The organism is Pseudomonas sp. NBRC 111133, assembly GCF_001320605.1.
Taxonomy (GTDB): Bacteria; Pseudomonadota; Gammaproteobacteria; order Pseudomonadales; family Pseudomonadaceae; genus Aquipseudomonas; species Aquipseudomonas monteilii.
Map to the genome: position 1 here is coordinate 54,933 of NZ_BCBJ01000033.1, position 17,075 is coordinate 72,007.

At 62.8% G+C, this 17,075-nt stretch carries 21 protein-coding genes; 11 read left to right on the forward strand and 10 right to left on the reverse strand.

Annotated elements, in window-relative coordinates; translation table 11 throughout:
- Positions 1–28 precede the first annotated feature (28 nt).
- Entirely contained in the window at positions 29–445 is a 417-nt protein-coding gene (locus APH36_RS07130; protein WP_016712505.1) for an NINE protein, read from the reverse strand.
- A gap of 166 nt (positions 446–611) precedes the next feature.
- On the opposite strand from APH36_RS07130, the gene APH36_RS07135 reads away from it, so the two are divergent.
- The gene (locus APH36_RS07135) at positions 612–1,238 is read left to right on the forward strand and encodes a C40 family peptidase (RefSeq protein WP_060498059.1); all 627 of its coding nucleotides are present in this window, start codon (positions 612–614) and stop codon (positions 1,236–1,238) included.
- A 65-nt stretch (positions 1,239–1,303) separates the two neighbouring features.
- Here APH36_RS07135 and APH36_RS07140 read toward each other — a convergent pair whose 3' ends face one another.
- Positions 1,304–2,302, reverse strand: a complete 999-nt coding sequence (locus tag APH36_RS07140) for a type IV pilus twitching motility protein PilT (RefSeq protein ID WP_060498060.1) — start codon at positions 2,300–2,302, stop codon at positions 1,304–1,306.
- Between the two features lie 65 nt (positions 2,303–2,367).
- Here APH36_RS07140 and APH36_RS07145 point away from each other — a divergent pair, with 65 nt between their 5' ends.
- The 9 genes from APH36_RS07145 (at position 2,368) to APH36_RS07185 (ending at position 8,926) form a co-directional block, all read left to right on the forward strand.
- Positions 2,368–3,054: a YggS family pyridoxal phosphate-dependent enzyme gene (locus tag APH36_RS07145; RefSeq protein ID WP_060498061.1), complete on the forward strand. Its 687-nt coding sequence runs from the start codon at positions 2,368–2,370 to the stop codon at positions 3,052–3,054.
- Between the two features lie 38 nt (positions 3,055–3,092).
- A complete protein-coding gene (gene proC / locus APH36_RS07150; protein WP_060498062.1) occupies positions 3,093–3,911 on the forward strand; it encodes a pyrroline-5-carboxylate reductase in 819 nt (272 codons plus the stop codon).
- A gap of 10 nt (positions 3,912–3,921) precedes the next feature.
- Positions 3,922–4,512 (forward strand): YggT family protein, encoded by a 591-nt coding sequence (locus APH36_RS07155; RefSeq protein WP_012274648.1) that lies wholly within the window; start codon positions 3,922–3,924, stop codon positions 4,510–4,512.
- A gap of 88 nt (positions 4,513–4,600) precedes the next feature.
- Complete coding sequence (locus tag APH36_RS07160) at positions 4,601–5,740, forward strand: homoserine O-acetyltransferase (protein ID WP_028698440.1); 1,140 nt, start codon at positions 4,601–4,603, stop codon at positions 5,738–5,740.
- 7 nt (positions 5,741–5,747) lie between these two features.
- Positions 5,748–6,368 (forward strand): methionine biosynthesis protein MetW, encoded by a 621-nt coding sequence (gene metW, locus APH36_RS07165; RefSeq protein WP_003249106.1) that lies wholly within the window; start codon positions 5,748–5,750, stop codon positions 6,366–6,368.
- Between the two features lie 22 nt (positions 6,369–6,390).
- Complete coding sequence (locus tag APH36_RS07170; RefSeq protein ID WP_060498063.1) at positions 6,391–6,825, forward strand: DUF4426 domain-containing protein; 435 nt, start codon at positions 6,391–6,393, stop codon at positions 6,823–6,825.
- On the forward strand, positions 6,822–7,418 hold the full coding sequence (gene rdgB / locus APH36_RS07175) for an RdgB/HAM1 family non-canonical purine NTP pyrophosphatase (RefSeq protein ID WP_060498064.1): 597 nt from the start codon (positions 6,822–6,824) through the stop codon (positions 7,416–7,418). The genes APH36_RS07170 and rdgB overlap by 4 nt, the downstream gene beginning before the upstream one ends.
- Positions 7,415–8,590, forward strand: a complete 1,176-nt coding sequence (gene hemW / locus APH36_RS07180) for a radical SAM family heme chaperone HemW (RefSeq protein ID WP_060498065.1) — start codon at positions 7,415–7,417, stop codon at positions 8,588–8,590. Before rdgB ends, hemW begins: the two co-directional genes overlap by 4 nt.
- 9 nt (positions 8,591–8,599) lie before the next feature.
- Positions 8,600–8,926 (forward strand): DUF3392 domain-containing protein, encoded by a 327-nt coding sequence (locus APH36_RS07185; protein WP_016712515.1) that lies wholly within the window; start codon positions 8,600–8,602, stop codon positions 8,924–8,926.
- A gap of 624 nt (positions 8,927–9,550) precedes the next feature.
- Here APH36_RS07185 and trmB read toward each other — a convergent pair.
- From trmB to APH36_RS07205, 4 genes are all read right to left on the reverse strand, one after another.
- Positions 9,551–10,273 (reverse strand): tRNA (guanosine(46)-N7)-methyltransferase TrmB, encoded by a 723-nt coding sequence (gene trmB, locus APH36_RS07190; RefSeq protein ID WP_019097204.1) that lies wholly within the window; start codon positions 10,271–10,273, stop codon positions 9,551–9,553.
- 9 nt (positions 10,274–10,282) lie between these two features.
- Entirely contained in the window at positions 10,283–11,095 is an 813-nt protein-coding gene (locus APH36_RS07195) for a thiazole synthase (RefSeq protein WP_060498066.1), read from the reverse strand.
- 53 nt (positions 11,096–11,148) lie between these two features.
- On the reverse strand, positions 11,149–11,349 hold the full coding sequence (gene thiS, locus APH36_RS07200; protein ID WP_012274654.1) for a sulfur carrier protein ThiS: 201 nt from the start codon (positions 11,347–11,349) through the stop codon (positions 11,149–11,151).
- A gap of 102 nt (positions 11,350–11,451) precedes the next feature.
- Complete coding sequence (locus APH36_RS07205) at positions 11,452–11,823, reverse strand: DUF423 domain-containing protein (RefSeq protein ID WP_060498067.1); 372 nt, start codon at positions 11,821–11,823, stop codon at positions 11,452–11,454.
- A 64-nt stretch (positions 11,824–11,887) separates the two neighbouring features.
- Here APH36_RS07205 and mtgA point away from each other — a divergent pair, with 64 nt between their 5' ends.
- The gene (gene mtgA / locus APH36_RS07210; protein WP_060498068.1) at positions 11,888–12,598 is read left to right on the forward strand and encodes a monofunctional biosynthetic peptidoglycan transglycosylase; all 711 of its coding nucleotides are present in this window, start codon (positions 11,888–11,890) and stop codon (positions 12,596–12,598) included.
- A gap of 96 nt (positions 12,599–12,694) precedes the next feature.
- Here mtgA and rpoH read toward each other — a convergent pair whose 3' ends face one another.
- From rpoH to ftsY, 4 genes are all read right to left on the reverse strand, one after another.
- Positions 12,695–13,549, reverse strand: a complete 855-nt coding sequence (gene rpoH / locus APH36_RS07215) for an RNA polymerase sigma factor RpoH (RefSeq protein WP_015272155.1) — start codon at positions 13,547–13,549, stop codon at positions 12,695–12,697.
- Between the two features lie 111 nt (positions 13,550–13,660).
- Positions 13,661–14,686 carry a permease-like cell division protein FtsX gene (gene ftsX / locus APH36_RS07220; protein WP_016712522.1) on the reverse strand — a complete coding sequence of 342 codons (1,026 nt, stop codon included), beginning with the start codon at positions 14,684–14,686 and terminating at the stop codon, positions 13,661–13,663.
- Positions 14,683–15,354 carry a cell division ATP-binding protein FtsE gene (gene ftsE / locus APH36_RS07225; protein ID WP_012274659.1) on the reverse strand — a complete coding sequence of 224 codons (672 nt, stop codon included), beginning with the start codon at positions 15,352–15,354 and terminating at the stop codon, positions 14,683–14,685. Before ftsE ends, ftsX begins: the two co-directional genes overlap by 4 nt.
- A 2-nt stretch (positions 15,355–15,356) precedes the next feature.
- A complete protein-coding gene (gene ftsY, locus APH36_RS07230) occupies positions 15,357–16,847 on the reverse strand; it encodes a signal recognition particle-docking protein FtsY (RefSeq protein ID WP_060498069.1) in 1,491 nt (496 codons plus the stop codon).
- Positions 16,848–17,075: the final 228 nt, after the last annotated feature.

Here is a 17,075-nt window from a genome sequence, read left to right on the forward strand (position 1 = left end):
CGCTTCGCGGGTTCCCCCGCGAAGCCTTTCAACGCAACGCATTCCTCTCGGAAACCTGGCTGTTCAACGTCCAGAAGTCATATAGCACCCCCACCAGGAACAGCCCGCCGGTAAAGAAGTAGATGATCGCGGTGATCCACTTGCCCTGATACAGCCGGTGCAGGCCAAACACCCCGAGGAAGGTCAGCAGGATCCAGGCGATGTTGTAGTCGATACGCCCGGACTGGAACCTCAGATCGGCTTCACGGTCCATGGACGGGATCAAAAACAGGTCGATCAACCAGCCAATGCCTAGCAGCCCGAAGGTGAAGAACCAGATCGTCCCGGTAATCGGCTTGCCGTAGTAGAAGCGATGTGAGCCGGTGAAGCCGAAAATCCACAGCAGGTAGCCGATGGTCTTGCTGTGGGTGTCGTGGTAGGGCACGCCCTGTTGATAACTGTTCATTCATAGCCCTCGTGGGTTATCTGAAAATTTTCTAAAAAAAAATGTGACTTTCTCGTCGCAGGCCGACGTACGGCAGCCGGGCAATCGACCAACGGATCAAAGATTGATCGAAAAGCTGTTATAAAGTTGCGCGCCCAACACATAACTATTCATAAGAGCTTCATCTATGCCGCCTTTATTCAAGACATGGCTGACCCTCTGTCTATTATTGCCCCTGGCCGCCCACGCCACCAATCGTGAGCAACGTCTTCCCAATGGTTTCACCGGCTACACCAGCAATGCCTCGGTGAGACATGCGCCAACCAAGCAGGCCACCCTGCGCGCGCGCCCGAGCAACGCTGCCAGCAGTCGCGGTGCGCCTGTTGCTGCCATGTCGCCGAAGCAGAGCAGCGATGTGCTCAGCCGTGCGGTGAATGTGCTCGGCACCCCTTACGTTTGGGGTGGCAGCAGCCCGAAAAAAGGCTTCGACTGCAGTGGCCTGGTCAAATACGCCTTCAACGATGTTGCCGACGTCGACCTGCCGCGTACCTCCAATGCCATGGCCCAAGGCCACGGCGTGAAGGTGGCCAAGGGTGACCTGAAGCCTGGTGACCTGATCTTCTTCAACATCAAGAGCCGCCGGGTGAACCATGTTGCCATCTACCTGGGCAACGACCGCTTCATCCATGCGCCACGGCGTGGCAAGCGGGTGAGCATCGACACCCTGAGCAAGCCTTACTGGCAGAAGCACTATGTCGTGGCCAAGCGGGTGCTGCCGAAAGAACAGCAGCAGCTGAGCCTGGCCAAGCGCTGAGCTGATCGGCGCTTTCCTGCGCCGGCCTCTTCGCGGGCAAGCCCGCTAAAGGGCCGGTGCGGGCCCTATAGATCTTTGAACAGCCCCTTCTCTCTCAGCTCCCGCATTGCCCCCTCCATCGTCCGCATCCCTTCTGCACCACCCGCCTGCATCACCGAACACAATTGCGCCATCCGCCCCTCACGCACCAGGTTACGCACCGCTGTCGTCGCCACCAACACTTCCCGCGCCGCCACCCGCCCGCCACCTACGCGCCTGACCAGTACCTGCGCCACCACCAGGCGCAACGACTCGGCCAGCATCGCGCGCACCAACGGCTTTTCTTCGGCGGCAAACACCTCCACCAACCGATCGATGCTGTTTACGGCCGAACGCGTATGCACCGTCGCCAGCACCAGATGCCCGGTCTCTGCCGCGCGCAAAGCCAGGCGAACGGTCTCTAGGTCGCGCAATTCGCCAATCATGATCACATCCGGGTCCTGACGCAGGGCACTGCGTAGCCCCTGGGCGAAGCCGCCGCTGTGGCGACCGATCTCACGCTGATTGACCAAGCTGCGCTGGCTGCTGTGGATAACTTCCACCGGGTCTTCAAGGGTAATGATATGTAGCGCCCGCTCGCGGTTCAGTTGGTCGAGCAACGTCGCCAGGGTGCTGGACTTGCCGCTGCCGGTCGGCCCACCCACCAGGATCAAGCCATCACGGCAGTGCGCAACAGCTTGATACACATCCTCCAGGCCCAGTTCATCCAGCGTGGCGATCCGCCCGGGGATCAGCCGAAAGGTTGCCCCAGGGCCATTCAGCTGGCGAAACACGTTCAGCCGAAAGCGGCCGAGCGCGGGCAACGCCAGCGCCAGGTCCAATTCATCACCCTCGGCCCATTGCCGCCTTTGCTGCTCTGCCAACAAGGGCGCCATGCCCTCGGCCAGGTCAGCCGCCACCAGCGGCGGCAAGTTCATGCGCTGCAATTCACCGTCCAGGCGCAGCATCGGTATCTGGCCCGCCGCGAGGTGCAGGTCCGAAGCCCCCGCCTCCACGGCACGGGCCAACAGGTCGGTCACATCCATGAGACTCCCCAAAGGCCTTCAAGTAGGTAGAATGCCGCAAACCCTACAGCTGCCGGCATCCATCCATGTCCACCCTAGCAGACAACCTTTCCGCGATTTCCGCCCGTATCGCCAGCGCTGCCCAGGCAGCCGGGCGTGATCCGGCCAGCGTCCAGTTGCTGGCTGTGAGCAAGACCAAGCCCGCCAGCGCCATCCGCGAGGTCCATGCTGCCGGCGTGCGTCACTTCGGGGAAAATTACCTACAGGAAGCGCTGACAAAGCAGCAGGCGCTCAGCGACTTGCCCTTGATCTGGCACTTCATCGGCCCCATTCAGTCGAACAAGACCAAAGCCATTGCCGAGCATTTCGACTGGGTGCATTCCGTGGACCGCCTGAAAATCGCCCAACGCCTGTCCGAGCAGCGCCCTGCCGGGCTGGCGCCACTGAACATCTGCCTGCAGGTGAACGTCAGCGGCGAAGACAGCAAGTCCGGCTGCGCCCCCGCCGACCTGCCGGCCCTGGCCAAGGCCGTGGCCGCGCTGCCCAACCTGCGCCTGCGCGGGCTGATGGCAATCCCCGAACCCACTGATGATCGCGCCGCCCAGGAGGCCGCCTTCGCCAGCCTGCGCACGCTGCAAGAAGGCCTGGGCCTTGGCCTGGATACCTTGTCGATGGGCATGAGCCACGACCTGGAAGCGGCGATTGCTCAGAGTGCGACCTGGGTGCGTATCGGTACCGCCCTGTTCGGTGCACGCGACTACGGCAACACCTGATTCCATGCTTCACTCACTCTTTTCCACAAGGACCTGACATGAGCAAGACTCGCATTGCCTTTATCGGCGCCGGCAACATGGCCGCCAGCCTGATCGGTGGTCTGCGTGCCCAGGGCCTGGACGCCTCGCAGATCCGCGCCAGCGACCCGGGCGCCGAGACCCGCAGCCGCGTCCAGGCCGAGCACGGCATCGAAACCTTCGAGAACAACGCCCAGGCCATCGACGGTGCCGACGTCATCGTGCTGGCGGTCAAGCCGCAGGTCATGAAAGCCGTGTGCCAGGCCCTGCAACCCAACCTGCAGGATGGCCAGCTGATCGTGTCCATCGCCGCCGGCATCACCTGCGCCAGCTTGCAAAGCTGGGTGGGCGCTCGCCCGGTCGTGCGTTGCATGCCCAACACCCCGGCGCTGCTGCGTCAGGGCGTGAGCGGCCTGTACGCCACCGCTGAAGTGTCCGGCGAACAGCGCCAGCAGGCCGAACAACTGCTGTCGGCCGTGGGCACTGCACTGTGGCTGGAGCAGGAGCAGCAACTGGATGCCGTGACGGCCGTGTCCGGCAGTGGCCCGGCGTACTTCTTCCTGCTGATCGAAGCCATGACAGCGGCAGGCGAAAAACTCGGCCTGCCACGCGAAACCGCCTCGCAGCTGACCTTGCAGACGGCCCTGGGCGCTGCGCGCATGGCGGTTGCCAGCGATGTCGATGCCGCCGAACTGCGCCGCCGCGTCACCTCGCCCGCCGGCACCACGGAAGCGGCGATCAAGTCGTTCCAGGCCAGCGGTTTCGAAGCCATCGTCGAGCAGGCACTGCAGGCTGCGGCCACGCGCTCTGCCGAGCTGGCCGAACAACTGGGCAAATAAGGAGCTTTAGATGAATGCACTGTCCGGTGCCGCGATCTTCGTGGTGCAAACCTTGGTCAGCCTGTACCTGGTGATCGTCCTGCTGCGCTTCGTGCTGCAGCTGGTCAAGGCCAACTTCTACAACCCGCTTTGCCAGTTCGCGGTGCGGGCCACCCAGCCGCTGCTCAAGCCGATCCGTCGGGTCATCCCCAGTGTCGGTGGGCTCGACACCTCGTCGCTGCTGCTGGCCATCGTTATCCAGGCCCTGCTGATGGGCTTCGTGCTGATGGTCACCTACGGCACGTTCGGCGACATCCTGCACTTGCTGATGTGGGCGATCATCGGCATCACCTCGCTGTTCCTGAAGATTTTCTGGGTGGCGATGATCGTGATGGTGATCGTTTCGTGGGTCGCGCCCAACAGCCATAACCCGGCGGCCGAGCTGGCCTACCAGATCAGCGAGCCGGTGCTGGCACCGTTCCGTCGCCTCGTGCCTAACCTGGGTGGCATGGACATTTCGCCGATCTTCGCCTTCCTGGCGATCCAGGTGATCCAGTCGTTCGTCATGCCCCCGCTGGCCGCCTACGCCGGCATGCCACAGGAACTGTGGCGCATGATCTGACCCTGGTTACCCCCAGCGGCAAGCCTTTGCTTGCCGCTGGGGGTAGCGCTCTTTAGACTTACGCCTCCGTCAAGCGTGAGCAGGGTCGATGTCCACTGTCTTTCCCGAAGATTCCGTCGGTCTGGTAGTACCGCAAACCGCCCGGTTCGATGAACCGCTGGCCCTGGCCTGTGGCCGTTCCCTGGCCAGTTACGAGCTGGTCTACGAGACCTATGGCACCCTGAACGCCAGCGCGAGCAACGCCGTGCTGATCTGCCATGCCCTTTCCGGCCACCACCATGCCGCTGGCTACCATGCCGACACCGACCGCAAGCCGGGTTGGTGGGACAGCTGCATTGGCCCTGGCAAGCCCATCGACACCAACCGCTTCTTCGTGGTCAGCCTGAACAACCTCGGCGGCTGCAACGGCAGCACCGGCCCCAGCAGCATCAACCCGGCCACCGGCAAGCCCTACGGCGCCGATTTCCCGGTGCTGACTGTCGAAGACTGGGTGCACAGCCAGGCACGCCTGGCAGACCGCCTGGGCATTGCGCAATGGGCGGCCATCGTCGGCGGCAGCCTGGGTGGCATGCAGGCACTGCAATGGACCATGACCTACCCCGAGCGTGTGCGCCATTGTGTCGACATCGCCTCGGCGCCCAAGCTGTCAGCGCAGAACATTGCCTTCAACGAAGTGGCACGCCAGGCCATCCTTACCGACCCCGAGTTCCACGGCGGCTCGTTCCAGGACCAGGGCGTGATCCCCAAGCGCGGTCTGATGCTGGCGCGCATGGTCGGCCACATCACCTACCTGTCGGACGACTCGATGGGTGAAAAATTCGGCCGTGAGCTCAAGAGCGACAAGCTCAACTACGACTTCCACAGTGTCGAGTTCCAGGTCGAAAGCTACCTGCGCTACCAAGGCGAGGAGTTTTCTGGCCGTTTCGACGCCAATACCTATTTGCTGATGACCAAGGCGCTGGACTATTTCGACCCGGCCGCCGCCCAGGGCGGTGACCTGGCTGCCACGCTGGCCCACGTCAAGGCGGACTACTGCATCATGTCGTTCACGACCGACTGGCGCTTCTCGCCGGCCCGTTCGCGCGAAATCGTCGACGCCCTGATGGCGGCCCGCAAGAACGTGTGTTACCTGGAGATCGACTCGCCTTACGGGCACGATGCCTTCCTGATCCCCACACCTCGCTACATGCAGGGTTTCTCGAACTACATGAACCGCATTGCCATCTGAGGACAGCATGAGAGCCGATCTGGAAATCATCCACGACTGGATCCCCGCCGGCAGCCGGGTACTCGACCTGGGCTGCGGCAGCGGCGAACTGCTGGCCTCGCTGCGTGACCGCAAGCAGGTCACCGGCTATGGCCTGGAGATCGACGCCGACAACATCGCCGCCTGCGTGGCCAAGGGCGTCAACGTCATCGAGCAGGACCTGGACAAAGGCCTGGGCAACTTCGCCAGCAACAGTTTCGACGTAGTGATCATGACCCAGGCCCTGCAGGCCGTGGAGTACCCCGACCGCATCCTCGACGAGATGCTGCGGGTAGGCCGCCAGTGCATCATCACCTTCCCGAACTTCGGCCATTGGCGCTGCCGCTGGTACCTGGCCACCAAGGGACGCATGCCGGTATCGGACTTCATGCCGTACACCTGGTACAACACGCCGAACATCCACTTCTGCACCTTCGCCGACTTCGAAGAGCTGGTGCACGAGCGCAGGGCCAAGGTGCTCGACCGCCTGGCCGTCGATCACTTGCACCGCAACGGGTGGGGTGGCCGGCTTTGGCCTAATCTTCTAGGTGAGATCGGCATCTATCGCGTCAGCAGCCCGGGCCTGCAAGAGCACCAGCTCGCGGTCTGACGCCCACCGGAGGAATCGCCCCATGCGTCGCCTAGCCCTGTTCCTGATCAGCCTGTGCCTGGCCTTGCCGGTACTGGCTGCCGATGCCGCCCGGCCCGAGCGCAAGGAAGTGTTTGGCGACGTGACGGTGCACTACAGCGCGTTCACGTCGAGCATGCTCACGCCCGAGGTGGCCGCAGCCACCGGCCTGGTGCGCAGCAAGAACCAGGGCGTGCTCAACATTGCCGTACTCAAGGCCAACAAACCTGCCACGGCGGTGGTCAGCGGCACGGTCAAGGACCTGACCGGGCGTAGCAGCCCGCTGTCGTTCAAACAGATTACCGAACAGGGCGCGGTGTACTACATCGCCCAGTTCAAGATCGAACAGCCAGAAACCGTGACCTTCGACCTGAATATCGAAACCGGCGGTATCAGCAATTCCCTTAGCTTCAACCAGGACGTGTTCCCAGGCGAATGATGAATTTCCAGCAACTCGTATTGGCCAGCCACAACGCCGGCAAACTCAAGGAACTGCAGGCCATGCTCGGCCAGTCCGTGCAACTGCGTTCGATTGGCGAATTCAGCCAGGTAGAGCCAGAAGAAACCGGCCTGTCGTTCGTTGAAAACGCCATTCTCAAGGCGCGTAACGCCGCACGTATCTCCGGCCTGCCGGCCTTGGCTGACGATTCCGGCCTGGCGGTGGACTTCCTTGGTGGTGCGCCGGGTATCTACTCAGCGCGCTACGCCGACGGCAGGGGTGACGCGGCCAACAATGCCAAGCTGCTCGAAGCCTTGAAGGACGTGCCCAAAGCCGAGCGCGGTGCGCAGTTTGTCTGCGTACTGGCGCTGGTGCGCCACGCCGACGACCCGCTGCCGATCCTGTGCGAAGGCCTGTGGCACGGCAGCATCCTGTTCGAGGCCAGCGGCGAGCATGGCTTTGGGTATGACCCGCTGTTCTGGGTGCCGGAGCGCAACTGCTCCAGCGCCGACCTGGCCCCTGTGGACAAAAACCAGCTCAGCCACCGCGCCCGTGCCATGGCCCTGCTGCGCCAACGTCTGGGCCTGGCATGATCGCAACGCTGTCCACCACCGGCGCGGCGGGTTTGACCAGCCTGCCGCCGCTGGCGCTGTACATCCACATTCCGTGGTGCGTACGCAAGTGCCCTTACTGCGACTTCAATTCTCACGCTGCCGGGCCTGAACTGCCGGAAGACGCCTACGTCACAGCGCTGCTGGACGACCTCGATCAGGAGCTGGCCGCCGTACAGGGCCGCCCGATCAGTTCGATCTTCTTCGGGGGCGGTACGCCCAGCCTGTTCAGTGCCAACGCCCTGGGCCGGCTGCTGCGCGGCGTAGAGCAACGCATCCCGTTCGCACCCGACATCGAAATCACCCTGGAAGCCAACCCGGGCACCTTCGAGCAGGACAAGTTCAAGGCCTACCGGCAAACCGGTATCAACCGCCTGTCCATCGGCGTGCAAAGTTTCCAGCCCGCCAAGCTGGAGGCGCTGGGGCGTATCCACAATGGCGATGAAGCGGTCCGAGCTGCCGGCATGGCGCGTGCGGCCGGCTTCGACAACTTCAACATGGACTTGATGCACGGCCTGCCCGACCAATCGCTGGAGGATGCGCTGGGCGACCTGCGCCAGGCCATCGACCTGGGCCCTACACACCTGTCGTGGTACCAGCTGACCGTGGAACCGAACACGGTGTTCTGGAACCAGCCGCCTGAGCTGCCCGAGGACGACATCCTTTGGGATATTCAGGAAGCCGGCCAGGCACTGATGGCCGAGCACGGTTTCCGCCAGTACGAGGTATCGGCCTACGCCCAGGCGGGCCGCGCTGCCCGGCACAACCTGAACTACTGGCGCTTCGGCGACTTCATCGGTATCGGAGCCGGCGCCCACGGCAAGCTGACCTTCGCCGACGGGCGTATCCTGCGTACCTGGAAGACCCGCCTGCCCAAGGATTACCTGAACCTGGCCAAGCCTTTCAAGGCCGGCGAGAAGCTGCTGCCGGTGGACGAGCTGCCATTCGAGTTCCTGATGAACGCCCTGCGCCTGACCGACGGAGTGGAAGCCGAGCTGTTCACCCAGCGCACCGGTTTGCCACTGGAGCAACTGCGCGAGGCACGCCGCGCCGCCGAACAAAAGGGCCTTTTGCAGGTCGAACCGGATCGACTGATGGCCACGCCGAGGGGCCAGTTGTTCCTCAATGACCTGCTGCAGTATTTCTTGACCTAAGGATGACCCATGGATCTGGTACTTGATCTGCTCGCGACGGTTTCCCGCTGGAGCCGCGGCAACCTGTCGGAGATTTCACTGGCCTTGGTAGGCTGCCTGCTGGTGCTGTTTGGTAGCGATGTCAAAGCCTGGGCCGAGCAGCGGCTAGGTGGCTTGGCTGGCGCCCTGCGCGTGCCGTTCATGGCGCTAATGGTGATGATCGGCAGCGGTGCGGCGCTGATCTATGCCACGCCGTGGGTGGTGAAGGGGCTAAGCCAGTTCAACAACTACGCGCTGGCGCCGGTGTTGTTGGTGGTGCTGGTGTTGATTGGTGTGGTGGCTGATCGCAGGGGTTAAGCATTGCTAAAAGCTGCCCCGGAGTACCAGGGCAGCCCTACCACCTGACTAGCCCTTAACGGGCATCATCGAAGTGGTCACGCATGAAGTCCCGAGCGGTCTTGAGCACTATCAAGATCCGGACAAGCTTCCAGACGCGGCTCAGCGCATCAAGCAAACGCTTCATATGCCTTGGCCTCCGTGTTGGCGGGCCAGTCTTCCAGCATCTAACCGGTACTTCGATGCCTTTCGAAAACCGTGTAAGTCTTCAGTGAAGTGGCCAGGTCAATGGCCCTTCGAAAAGCATCACCGGCACGGTTCTCAAGCCGCGTCGAAGGGGCCGGAAAGCAGAATTCTTCTCCTACCCGGCCCATCACTGAATATCCTTAAACGGGAGCAGCGCGATGGTACTCGCATTCTCCGATCAAGACTGTTAACCACTCCGACACACATGATGCTAAAGATTTCTGGGCATTGACGCGGCATCCAGGCCTGCCTAAGATCCTTGGACCGTGTGAGTTTTCAGTGAAGTCCTGAGCGACGGATACTCAGTCCTACCGCTCACAAAAAAACCGCTCTTCTCAGAGCGGTTTTTTTCGCCTGCATTTCTGCAAGCACCAGCAATTGAACGGCCGTATCAGCCGCTCAATCCACCTTCTCGAACTTCAAGTCCCACACCCCATGCCCTAGTCGCTCGCCGCGCCGTTCGAACTTGGTGATCGGGCGCTCTTCCGGGCGTGGCACATAGGTGCCATCGGCCGCACGGTTGCGATAGCCAGGCGCAGCACTCATCACTTCCAGCATGTACTCGGCATACGGCTCCCAGTCGGTCGCCATATGGAACACGCCACCAGGCTTGAGCTTGCGACGTACCAGCTCGGCAAACTCCAGCTGCACGATGCGGCGCTTGTGGTGGCGCGCCTTGTGCCACGGGTCGGGGAAGAACAGCATCAAGCGGTCGAGGCTGTTGTCCGCCACGCAGCGGTTCAGCACTTCAATGGCATCGCAGTCGTATACCCGCAGGTTCTTCAGGCCCTGGGTCAGCACGCCGTTGAGCAGCGCGCCCACACCCGGGCGGTGCACTTCCACGCCGATAAAGTCCTGTTCAGGCGCGGCAGCAGCCATTTCCAGCAGGGAGTGGCCCATGCCGAAGCCGATCTCCAGGGTGCGCGGCGCCGAGCGGCCAAACACCTGGTCGTAGTCCACCGGGCTGTCGGCCAGCGGCAGGATGTACAGTGGGCCGCCCTGGTCCAGGCCGCGTTGCTGGCCTTCGGTCATGCGCCCGGCGCGCATCACGAAGCTCTTGATGCGGCGGTGTGGGCGGGCGTCGCCGTCGGGGGTGATCGGCGTATCGTGCGATTCAGTCATCAGGGGCTCTTACTTGATCAGACCATCCAGCGGCGAAGAGGCGCTGGCATAGAGTTTCTTCGGCATACGGCCGGCCAGATAGGCCAGGCGACCGGCAACGATGGCGTGCTTCATGGCTTCTGCCATCAGCACCGGCTGCTGGGCGTGGGCGATGGCCGAGTTCATCAGCACCGCTTCACAGCCCATTTCCATGGCGATGGTGGCGTCGGATGCGGTACCCACGCCAGCATCGACCAGTACTGGCACCTTGGACTCTTCCAGGATGATCTGCAGGTTGTAGGGGTTGCAGATACCCAGGCCGGTACCAATCAGACCAGCCAGCGGCATCACCGCGATGCAGCCGGCTTCGGCCAATTGGCGAGCAATGATCGGGTCATCGCTGGTGTACACCATCACGTCGAAACCTTCCTTGACCAGCACTTCGGCGGCCTTGAGGGTTTCGATCACGTTGGGGAACAGGGTTTTCTGGTCGGCCAGCACTTCCAGCTTTACCAGCGTGCGGGATTCGTGCGATTTGCGGCCATCGAGCAGCTCGCGGGCCAGACGGCAAGTGCGTACCGCTTCCACCGCGTCAAAGCAGCCGGCAGTGTTTGGCAGGATGGTGTACTTGTCGGGCGACAGCACGTCGAGCAGGTTCGGCTCGCCCGCATTCTGGCCAAGGTTGGTGCGGCGCACGGCGACGGTGACGATTTCGGAGCCCGATGCCTCGGTGGCCAGGCGGGTTTCTTCCATGTCACGGTACTTGCCGGTGCCCACCAGCAGGCGCGACTGGAAAGTACGCCCGGCCAGGGTGAAGGGCTTGTCGCTACGAACGTTGCTCATCGTTGTTCCTCGGGAAAGGTTGCAGGGCTAGCTTGTGAACCGCAGGGCTGCTGTCAGCCGCCACCAATGGCGTGGACCACTTCGACCTGGTCGCCATCGTTCAGCAGCGTGCTGTCGTGCTGGCTGCGCGGCACGATGTCCAGGTTCAGTTCCACTGCGACACGGCGCCCGGCAAGCTCCAGGCGCGTCAGCAGGGCTGCAACGCTCTCGCCAGCAGGCAGTTCGTAAGGTTCACCGTTCAGTTGAATGCGCATGCACACGGCCACCATTGTTCTTTGGGGCCCGCATTCTAGCGCCGAACCGCCCTGCAACCCAAGGGCGGTGCGCGCCATTAGTCGCGATTGTGGACCACTCGGTCAGCCCAGCCGCCAGGCTGCCAGGCCCAGGCACAACCAGCCGGCCAGGAAGCACAGGCCGCCAATCGGGGTGATGATGCCCAGCTTGCCCAGGCCGCTGAGAGTCAGCAGGTACAGGCTGCCGGAGAACAGCACGATCCCCAGGGCAAACAGGCCGCCAGCCCAGCCCACCAGGCGCCCGGGCAGGTGTGCCGAGAGCACGGCAACGCCGAAGATCGCCAGGGCATGCACCAACTGGTAGGTCACGCCGGTATGAAAAATAGCCAGGTAGTCCGCCGTCAGTCGGTTCTTCAGGCCGTGGGCAGCGAAGGCACCCAGGGCGACCCCGGTAAAGCCGAAAAAGGCGGCAAGCATCAGGAAGCTGCGAAGCATGGGACGACTCCTTGGATCGGGTCTGTATAATGGCCCCTTCCACCCGTACGGCCAAGCCATCGCCATGCTTCCAACTCTTCTGCGCCGCCTTTCCCGTGCCCTGCTCTGGTTCGCAGCCGGCAGCATCGTGCTGGTGCTGGTGTTCCGCTGGGTGCCACCGCCCGGTACGGCACTGATGGTCGAGCGCAAGGTGCAATCGTGGGTCAGTGGCGAGCCGATCGACCTGCAACGCGACTGGGAACCGTGGGAGAACATCTCCGATGAGCTGAAGGTTGCCGTCATTGCGGGCGAGGACCAGAAGTTCGCCAGCCACTGGGGCTTCGACATCCCGGCCATCCAGGCGGCGCTGGCCTACAACGAGCGCGGCGGCAGTGTTCGCGGTGCCAGCACCCTGACCCAGCAAGTGGCCAAGAACCTGTTCCTGTGGTCCGGCCGTAGTTGGTTCCGCAAAGGCCTGGAGGCGTGGTTCACGGCCTTGATCGAACTGTTCTGGTCGAAGGAGCGAATTCTCGAGGTCTACTTGAACAGCGCCGAATGGGGCAAGGGCGTGTTCGGCGCCCAAGCGGCGGCGCGCTATCACTTTGGCGTGGATGCCAGCCGGCTTAGCCGCCAGCAGGCGGCGCAACTGGCGGCGGTGCTGCCGAGTCCGATCAAGTGGAGTGCCAGCCGGCCAAGTGCCTATGTGGCGAGCCGGGCCGAGTGGATTCGTCGCCAGATGAGTCAGTTGGGTGGGCCTGGCTACCTGATGCAGCTCGACACTTCGCGCAGGCTTTGAGTCTTTTGGGGCTGCTGCGCGGCCCCAATAATTCACAGGCAAAAAAAAGCCGCTGACCCTATCCAGGCCAGCGGCTTTGTTTGCAGCCAGGTTTGATCAAACCGCAATCAACGCCTTGACCTTGTTCATCGCATTCTTCTCCAGCTGACGAATCCGCTCAGCCGAAACGCTGTACTTGTCTGCCAGCTCATGCAGCGTGGCCTTCTCTTCCGCCAACCAGCGCTGGTAGAGAATATCGCGGCTACGCTCGTCCAGCCCTTGCAGCGCTTCGTGCAGGTTGCTGGTCGAATTGTCGCTCCAGTCAGCATCCTCCAGTTGCACCGCCGGGTCGTACCGGTGGTCTTCCAGGTAATGTGCAGGCGACTGGAAGGCGCTGTCGTCATCCGCCTCGGCTGCCGGGTCGAACGCCATATCCTGGCCACTCAAGCGGCTTTCCATCTCACGCACTTCACGCGGCTCTACGCCAAGGCTTTCTGCCACGCGATGCACTTCGTCGTTGTTCAGCCAGGCCAGACGCTTCTTCTGGCTGCGCAGGTTGAAAAACAGTTTGCGCTGGGCCTTGGTGGTCGCCACCTTGACGATACGCCAGTTGCGCAGGATGAATTCGTGGATTTCTGCCTTGATCCAGTGCACGGCGAACGACACCAGGCGCACACCCATTTCCGGGTTGAAGCGCTTGACGGCTTTCATCAGGCCGACGTTGCCTTCCTGGATCAGGTCGGCTTGGGCCAGCCCGTAACCCGCATAGCTACGGGCAATGTGTACGACGAAACGCAGGTGGGCCATCACCATTTGACGAGCGGCCTCGACATCCTGCTCATAATAGAGACGCTCGCCCAGATCACGCTCCTGCTCGACCGTCAGCAGCGGGATGCTGTTGACCGTGTGCACATAGGCTTCCAGGTTTGCACCGGGCACCAGGGCATAGGCAGGTTGCAACGATGTGGTCATTCAAGAACCTCCGACTTACTAAACTCGCGCCTTGTGGGCGCTGCCAACATTGACCTGGAACGACGGTACAAGTTCCACAGTGAAGAAAATGTCAATGCCGGCACGTAAAAACTATCGCGGCGCCAACTCGTTCAGGTGACGAGCGACTGCGATCCATGCACCGATATACCCCAACAACACTGCTCCGATCAAGAGCGACAGACCATCGGACGCCGGCACCCCCCCCAGGGCGAAATCACTGCCATACAGCCCGGAAAGCCCTACAACCGCCTCGTTCAGCCAGTTCAGGCCAAACGCCAGGATGCCCCACGCCAACAGGCCTGCACCCAGGCCATACAGGGCACCCATGTACAGGAAAGGCCGGCGTACGTAGGCGTCGGTGCCGCCGACCAGCTTGATCACTTCGATCTCGATCCGGCGGTTTTCAATGTGTAGACGAATTGTGTTACCGATTACTAACAGCAGGGCAGAAATCAGCATCACGGCCAAGCCGAAGACGAAGCGGTCACCCAGCTTGAGGATGGCCGCCAGGCGCTCGACCCACACCAGGTCCAGTTGCGCCACTTCAACCCGTGGCAGCTCCGACAGACGCTGACGCAACGCTTCCAGGGCCGGCTTGTCGACCTCGGTCGGGGTCACGACCACCACGCCAGGCAACGGGTTGTCGGGCAGTTCACGCAGGGCCTCGCCCAGGCCGGACTGCTGCTGGAATTCCTCCAGCGCCTGCTCACGGCTGACATATTGCGCGTCCGCCACACCGGGCATGCCCTTGATCTCATCCCGCAGCGCCTCACCATCACGGCTGCCGGCATCCAGCTTGAGGAACAGCGAAATTTGCGCGGCGCGCTGCCACGAGCCGCCAAGCTGCTCGATGTTCTTCAGCAGCAACGACAGGCCCATGGGCATGCTCAGCGCCACCGCCATCACCAGGCAGGTGAAAAAGCTGCCGATCGGCTGCTTGCCCAAGCGGCGCAGGCTGTCGGCCATGCTGGCACGGTGGCTTTCCAGCCAGGCATGCAGCAGCGTGCGGAAATCCGGGCCATCATCGTCTTCGCCGCGCTTTTTCTTCGCCGGTTGCGGGTCAGCGGGCTTTGGTGCAACCCGCTCGGAAACCTTCGGCGTACGTGTAGTGCTCATTGCCCGGCCTCCCCATCGCCGATCAAGCGGCCGCGCTGCAAGGTCAGCATGCGGTGACGCATGCGCGCAATCAGTGCCAGGTCGTGGCTGGCGATCAAGACCGTGGTACCCAGGCGGTTGATGTCCTCGAACACGCCCATGATCTCTGCGGCCAGGCGCGGGTCGAGGTTACCGGTGGGTTCGTCGGCCAGCAGCAGGGCCGGCTGGTGGACGATGGCGCGGGCAATGCCTACCCGCTGCTGCTGCCCGGTGGACAGGTCAGCCGGGAACAGTTCGCCCTTGTCCGACAGCGATACACGCTCCAGGGCCGAATCCACGCGCTTGGCGATCTCGGCCTTGGACAGGCCGAGAATCTGCAAGGGCAAGGCGATGTTGTTGAACACCGTGCGGTCGAACAACAGCTGGTGGTTCTGAAACACCACGCCGATCTGCCGGCGCAGGAACGGGATCTGCGCATTGCTGATCTGGCCCAGGTCCTGCCCGGCCAGCATGAGCTTGCCACTGGTCGGGCGCTCCATGGCCAGCAACAGGCGCAGCAAGGTGCTCTTGCCGGCACCCGAGTGCCCGGTGACGAACAGGAATTCGCCCCGGCGCGCCCGGAAACTCAGCTCATGCAAACCCACATGACCGTTGGGATAGCGCTTGGCAACCTGTTCGAATCGGATCATGGTCAGTCTCGCTCGGCGAACAGAGCCTTGACGAACGGCTCGGCTTCGAAGGTACGCAGGTCGTCGATGCCTTCACCCACACCGATGAAGCGGATCGGAATGTTGAACTGCTTGGCCAGGGCAAAGATCACCCCGCCCTTGGCAGTGCCGTCCAGCTTGGTCAGGGCCAGGCCGGTCAGTTCGACGCTCTGGTTGAAGTACTTGGCCTGGCTGATGGCGTTCTGGCCAGTACCGGCGTCGAGCACCAGCAGCACCTCATGCGGCGCATCGGCGTCGAGCTTGCCGATAACCCGGCGGACCTTCTTCAGCTCTTCCATCAAGTTGTCTTTGGTGTGCAGGCGGCCGGCGGTGTCAGCGATCAGCACGTCGGCGCCACGGGCCTTGGCGGCTTGAACGGCGTCGAAGATCACCGACGCGGAGTCGGCACCGGTATGCTGGGCGATTACCGGAATCTGGTTACGCTCGCCCCACACTTGCAACTGCTCGACCGCTGCCGCACGGAAAGTATCGCCAGCGGCCAGCATCACTTTTTTGCCTTCCATCTGCAGCTTCTTGGCCAGCTTGCCGATGGTGGTGGTCTTGCCGGCGCCGTTCACGCCAACCACGAGGATGACGTAAGGCTTGTTTTGCGCCTGTACTTTAAGCGGCTGCTCGACCGGGCGCAGCAGTGCGGCCAGCTCTTCCTGCAGCGACTTGTACAGGGCATCGGCGTCGGCCAACTGCTTGCGCGCGACCTTCTGGGTCAGGTTCTGGACGATGGCCGAGGTGGCTTCCACGCCGACGTCAGCCGTCAGCAAACGGGTCTCGATCTCGTCGAGCAGGTCGTCGTCGATGACTTTCTTGCCCAGGAACAGGCTGGCCATGCCCTCGCCGATGCTGGCGCTGGTCTTCGACAGGCCCTGCTTCAGGCGGGCAAAGAAGCCGGGTTTGGCTTGTTCGACAACGGCTGGGGCAGCGACAGGGGCCGGCTCTGGCTCGACAGGCGCTGCTACCGGGCGCTCGGGGATCGCCGGCGGGGCCTTTGGCTCCAGGTCGGGAACCAGAGCAACGGGCTCTTCGGCAACGGGCAGGACCAGGTTGCTGACAGGGGTCTCGACGGCATGAATGACTGGGGCTGCTGCGGGTGCAGGGGTTTCAACCTGCGGGGCGGCAGGCGCTGCATTCGCGGGCACGCCCGCGCCCACAGGGGCCGGGGTTGGCTCGAATACCGGCGTCGCCACTGGCGCCGTTGCAGGCTCAGAGGCCAAGGCTGGCTCGGCAGCCCGAGGGGCCTCAGCTACAGCTGCGGGGGCTGCTGCAACCACCGGCTCGACCGGAGCGGCTTCAGGGCGCTCGACGGCGGGCTGCGGCGCTACGGGTTCTGCAGCCTGGGGTTCGGGGGCTTGTGGCTGTTCGGCGACAGGTTGCTGCGGCTTCTTTCGAAACCAGCTGAACAGGCCTTTCTTTTCGCCAGCTTCGGCCGGCGCTTTTTTGTCGTCGTTGGAACCAAACATGGAGGACGGCTATCTCAGGGTAGCGATGAGCCAGCAATGGCACATCGGGAATTCTCTCTACGCAGAACAGACTATCTTGAAGCCTGCTGGTTCATGCGCAACGTTTTGTCTTAGTGTCCTGTGGGCCAGAACGGCGACAGGCATGGTCGCCAGGCAACCGGATCAGTATCCTAGCACCTCCTGGCCCGTCGACGCTAAACCCAGCGGGCCGCCGAACAGGTTAAACAC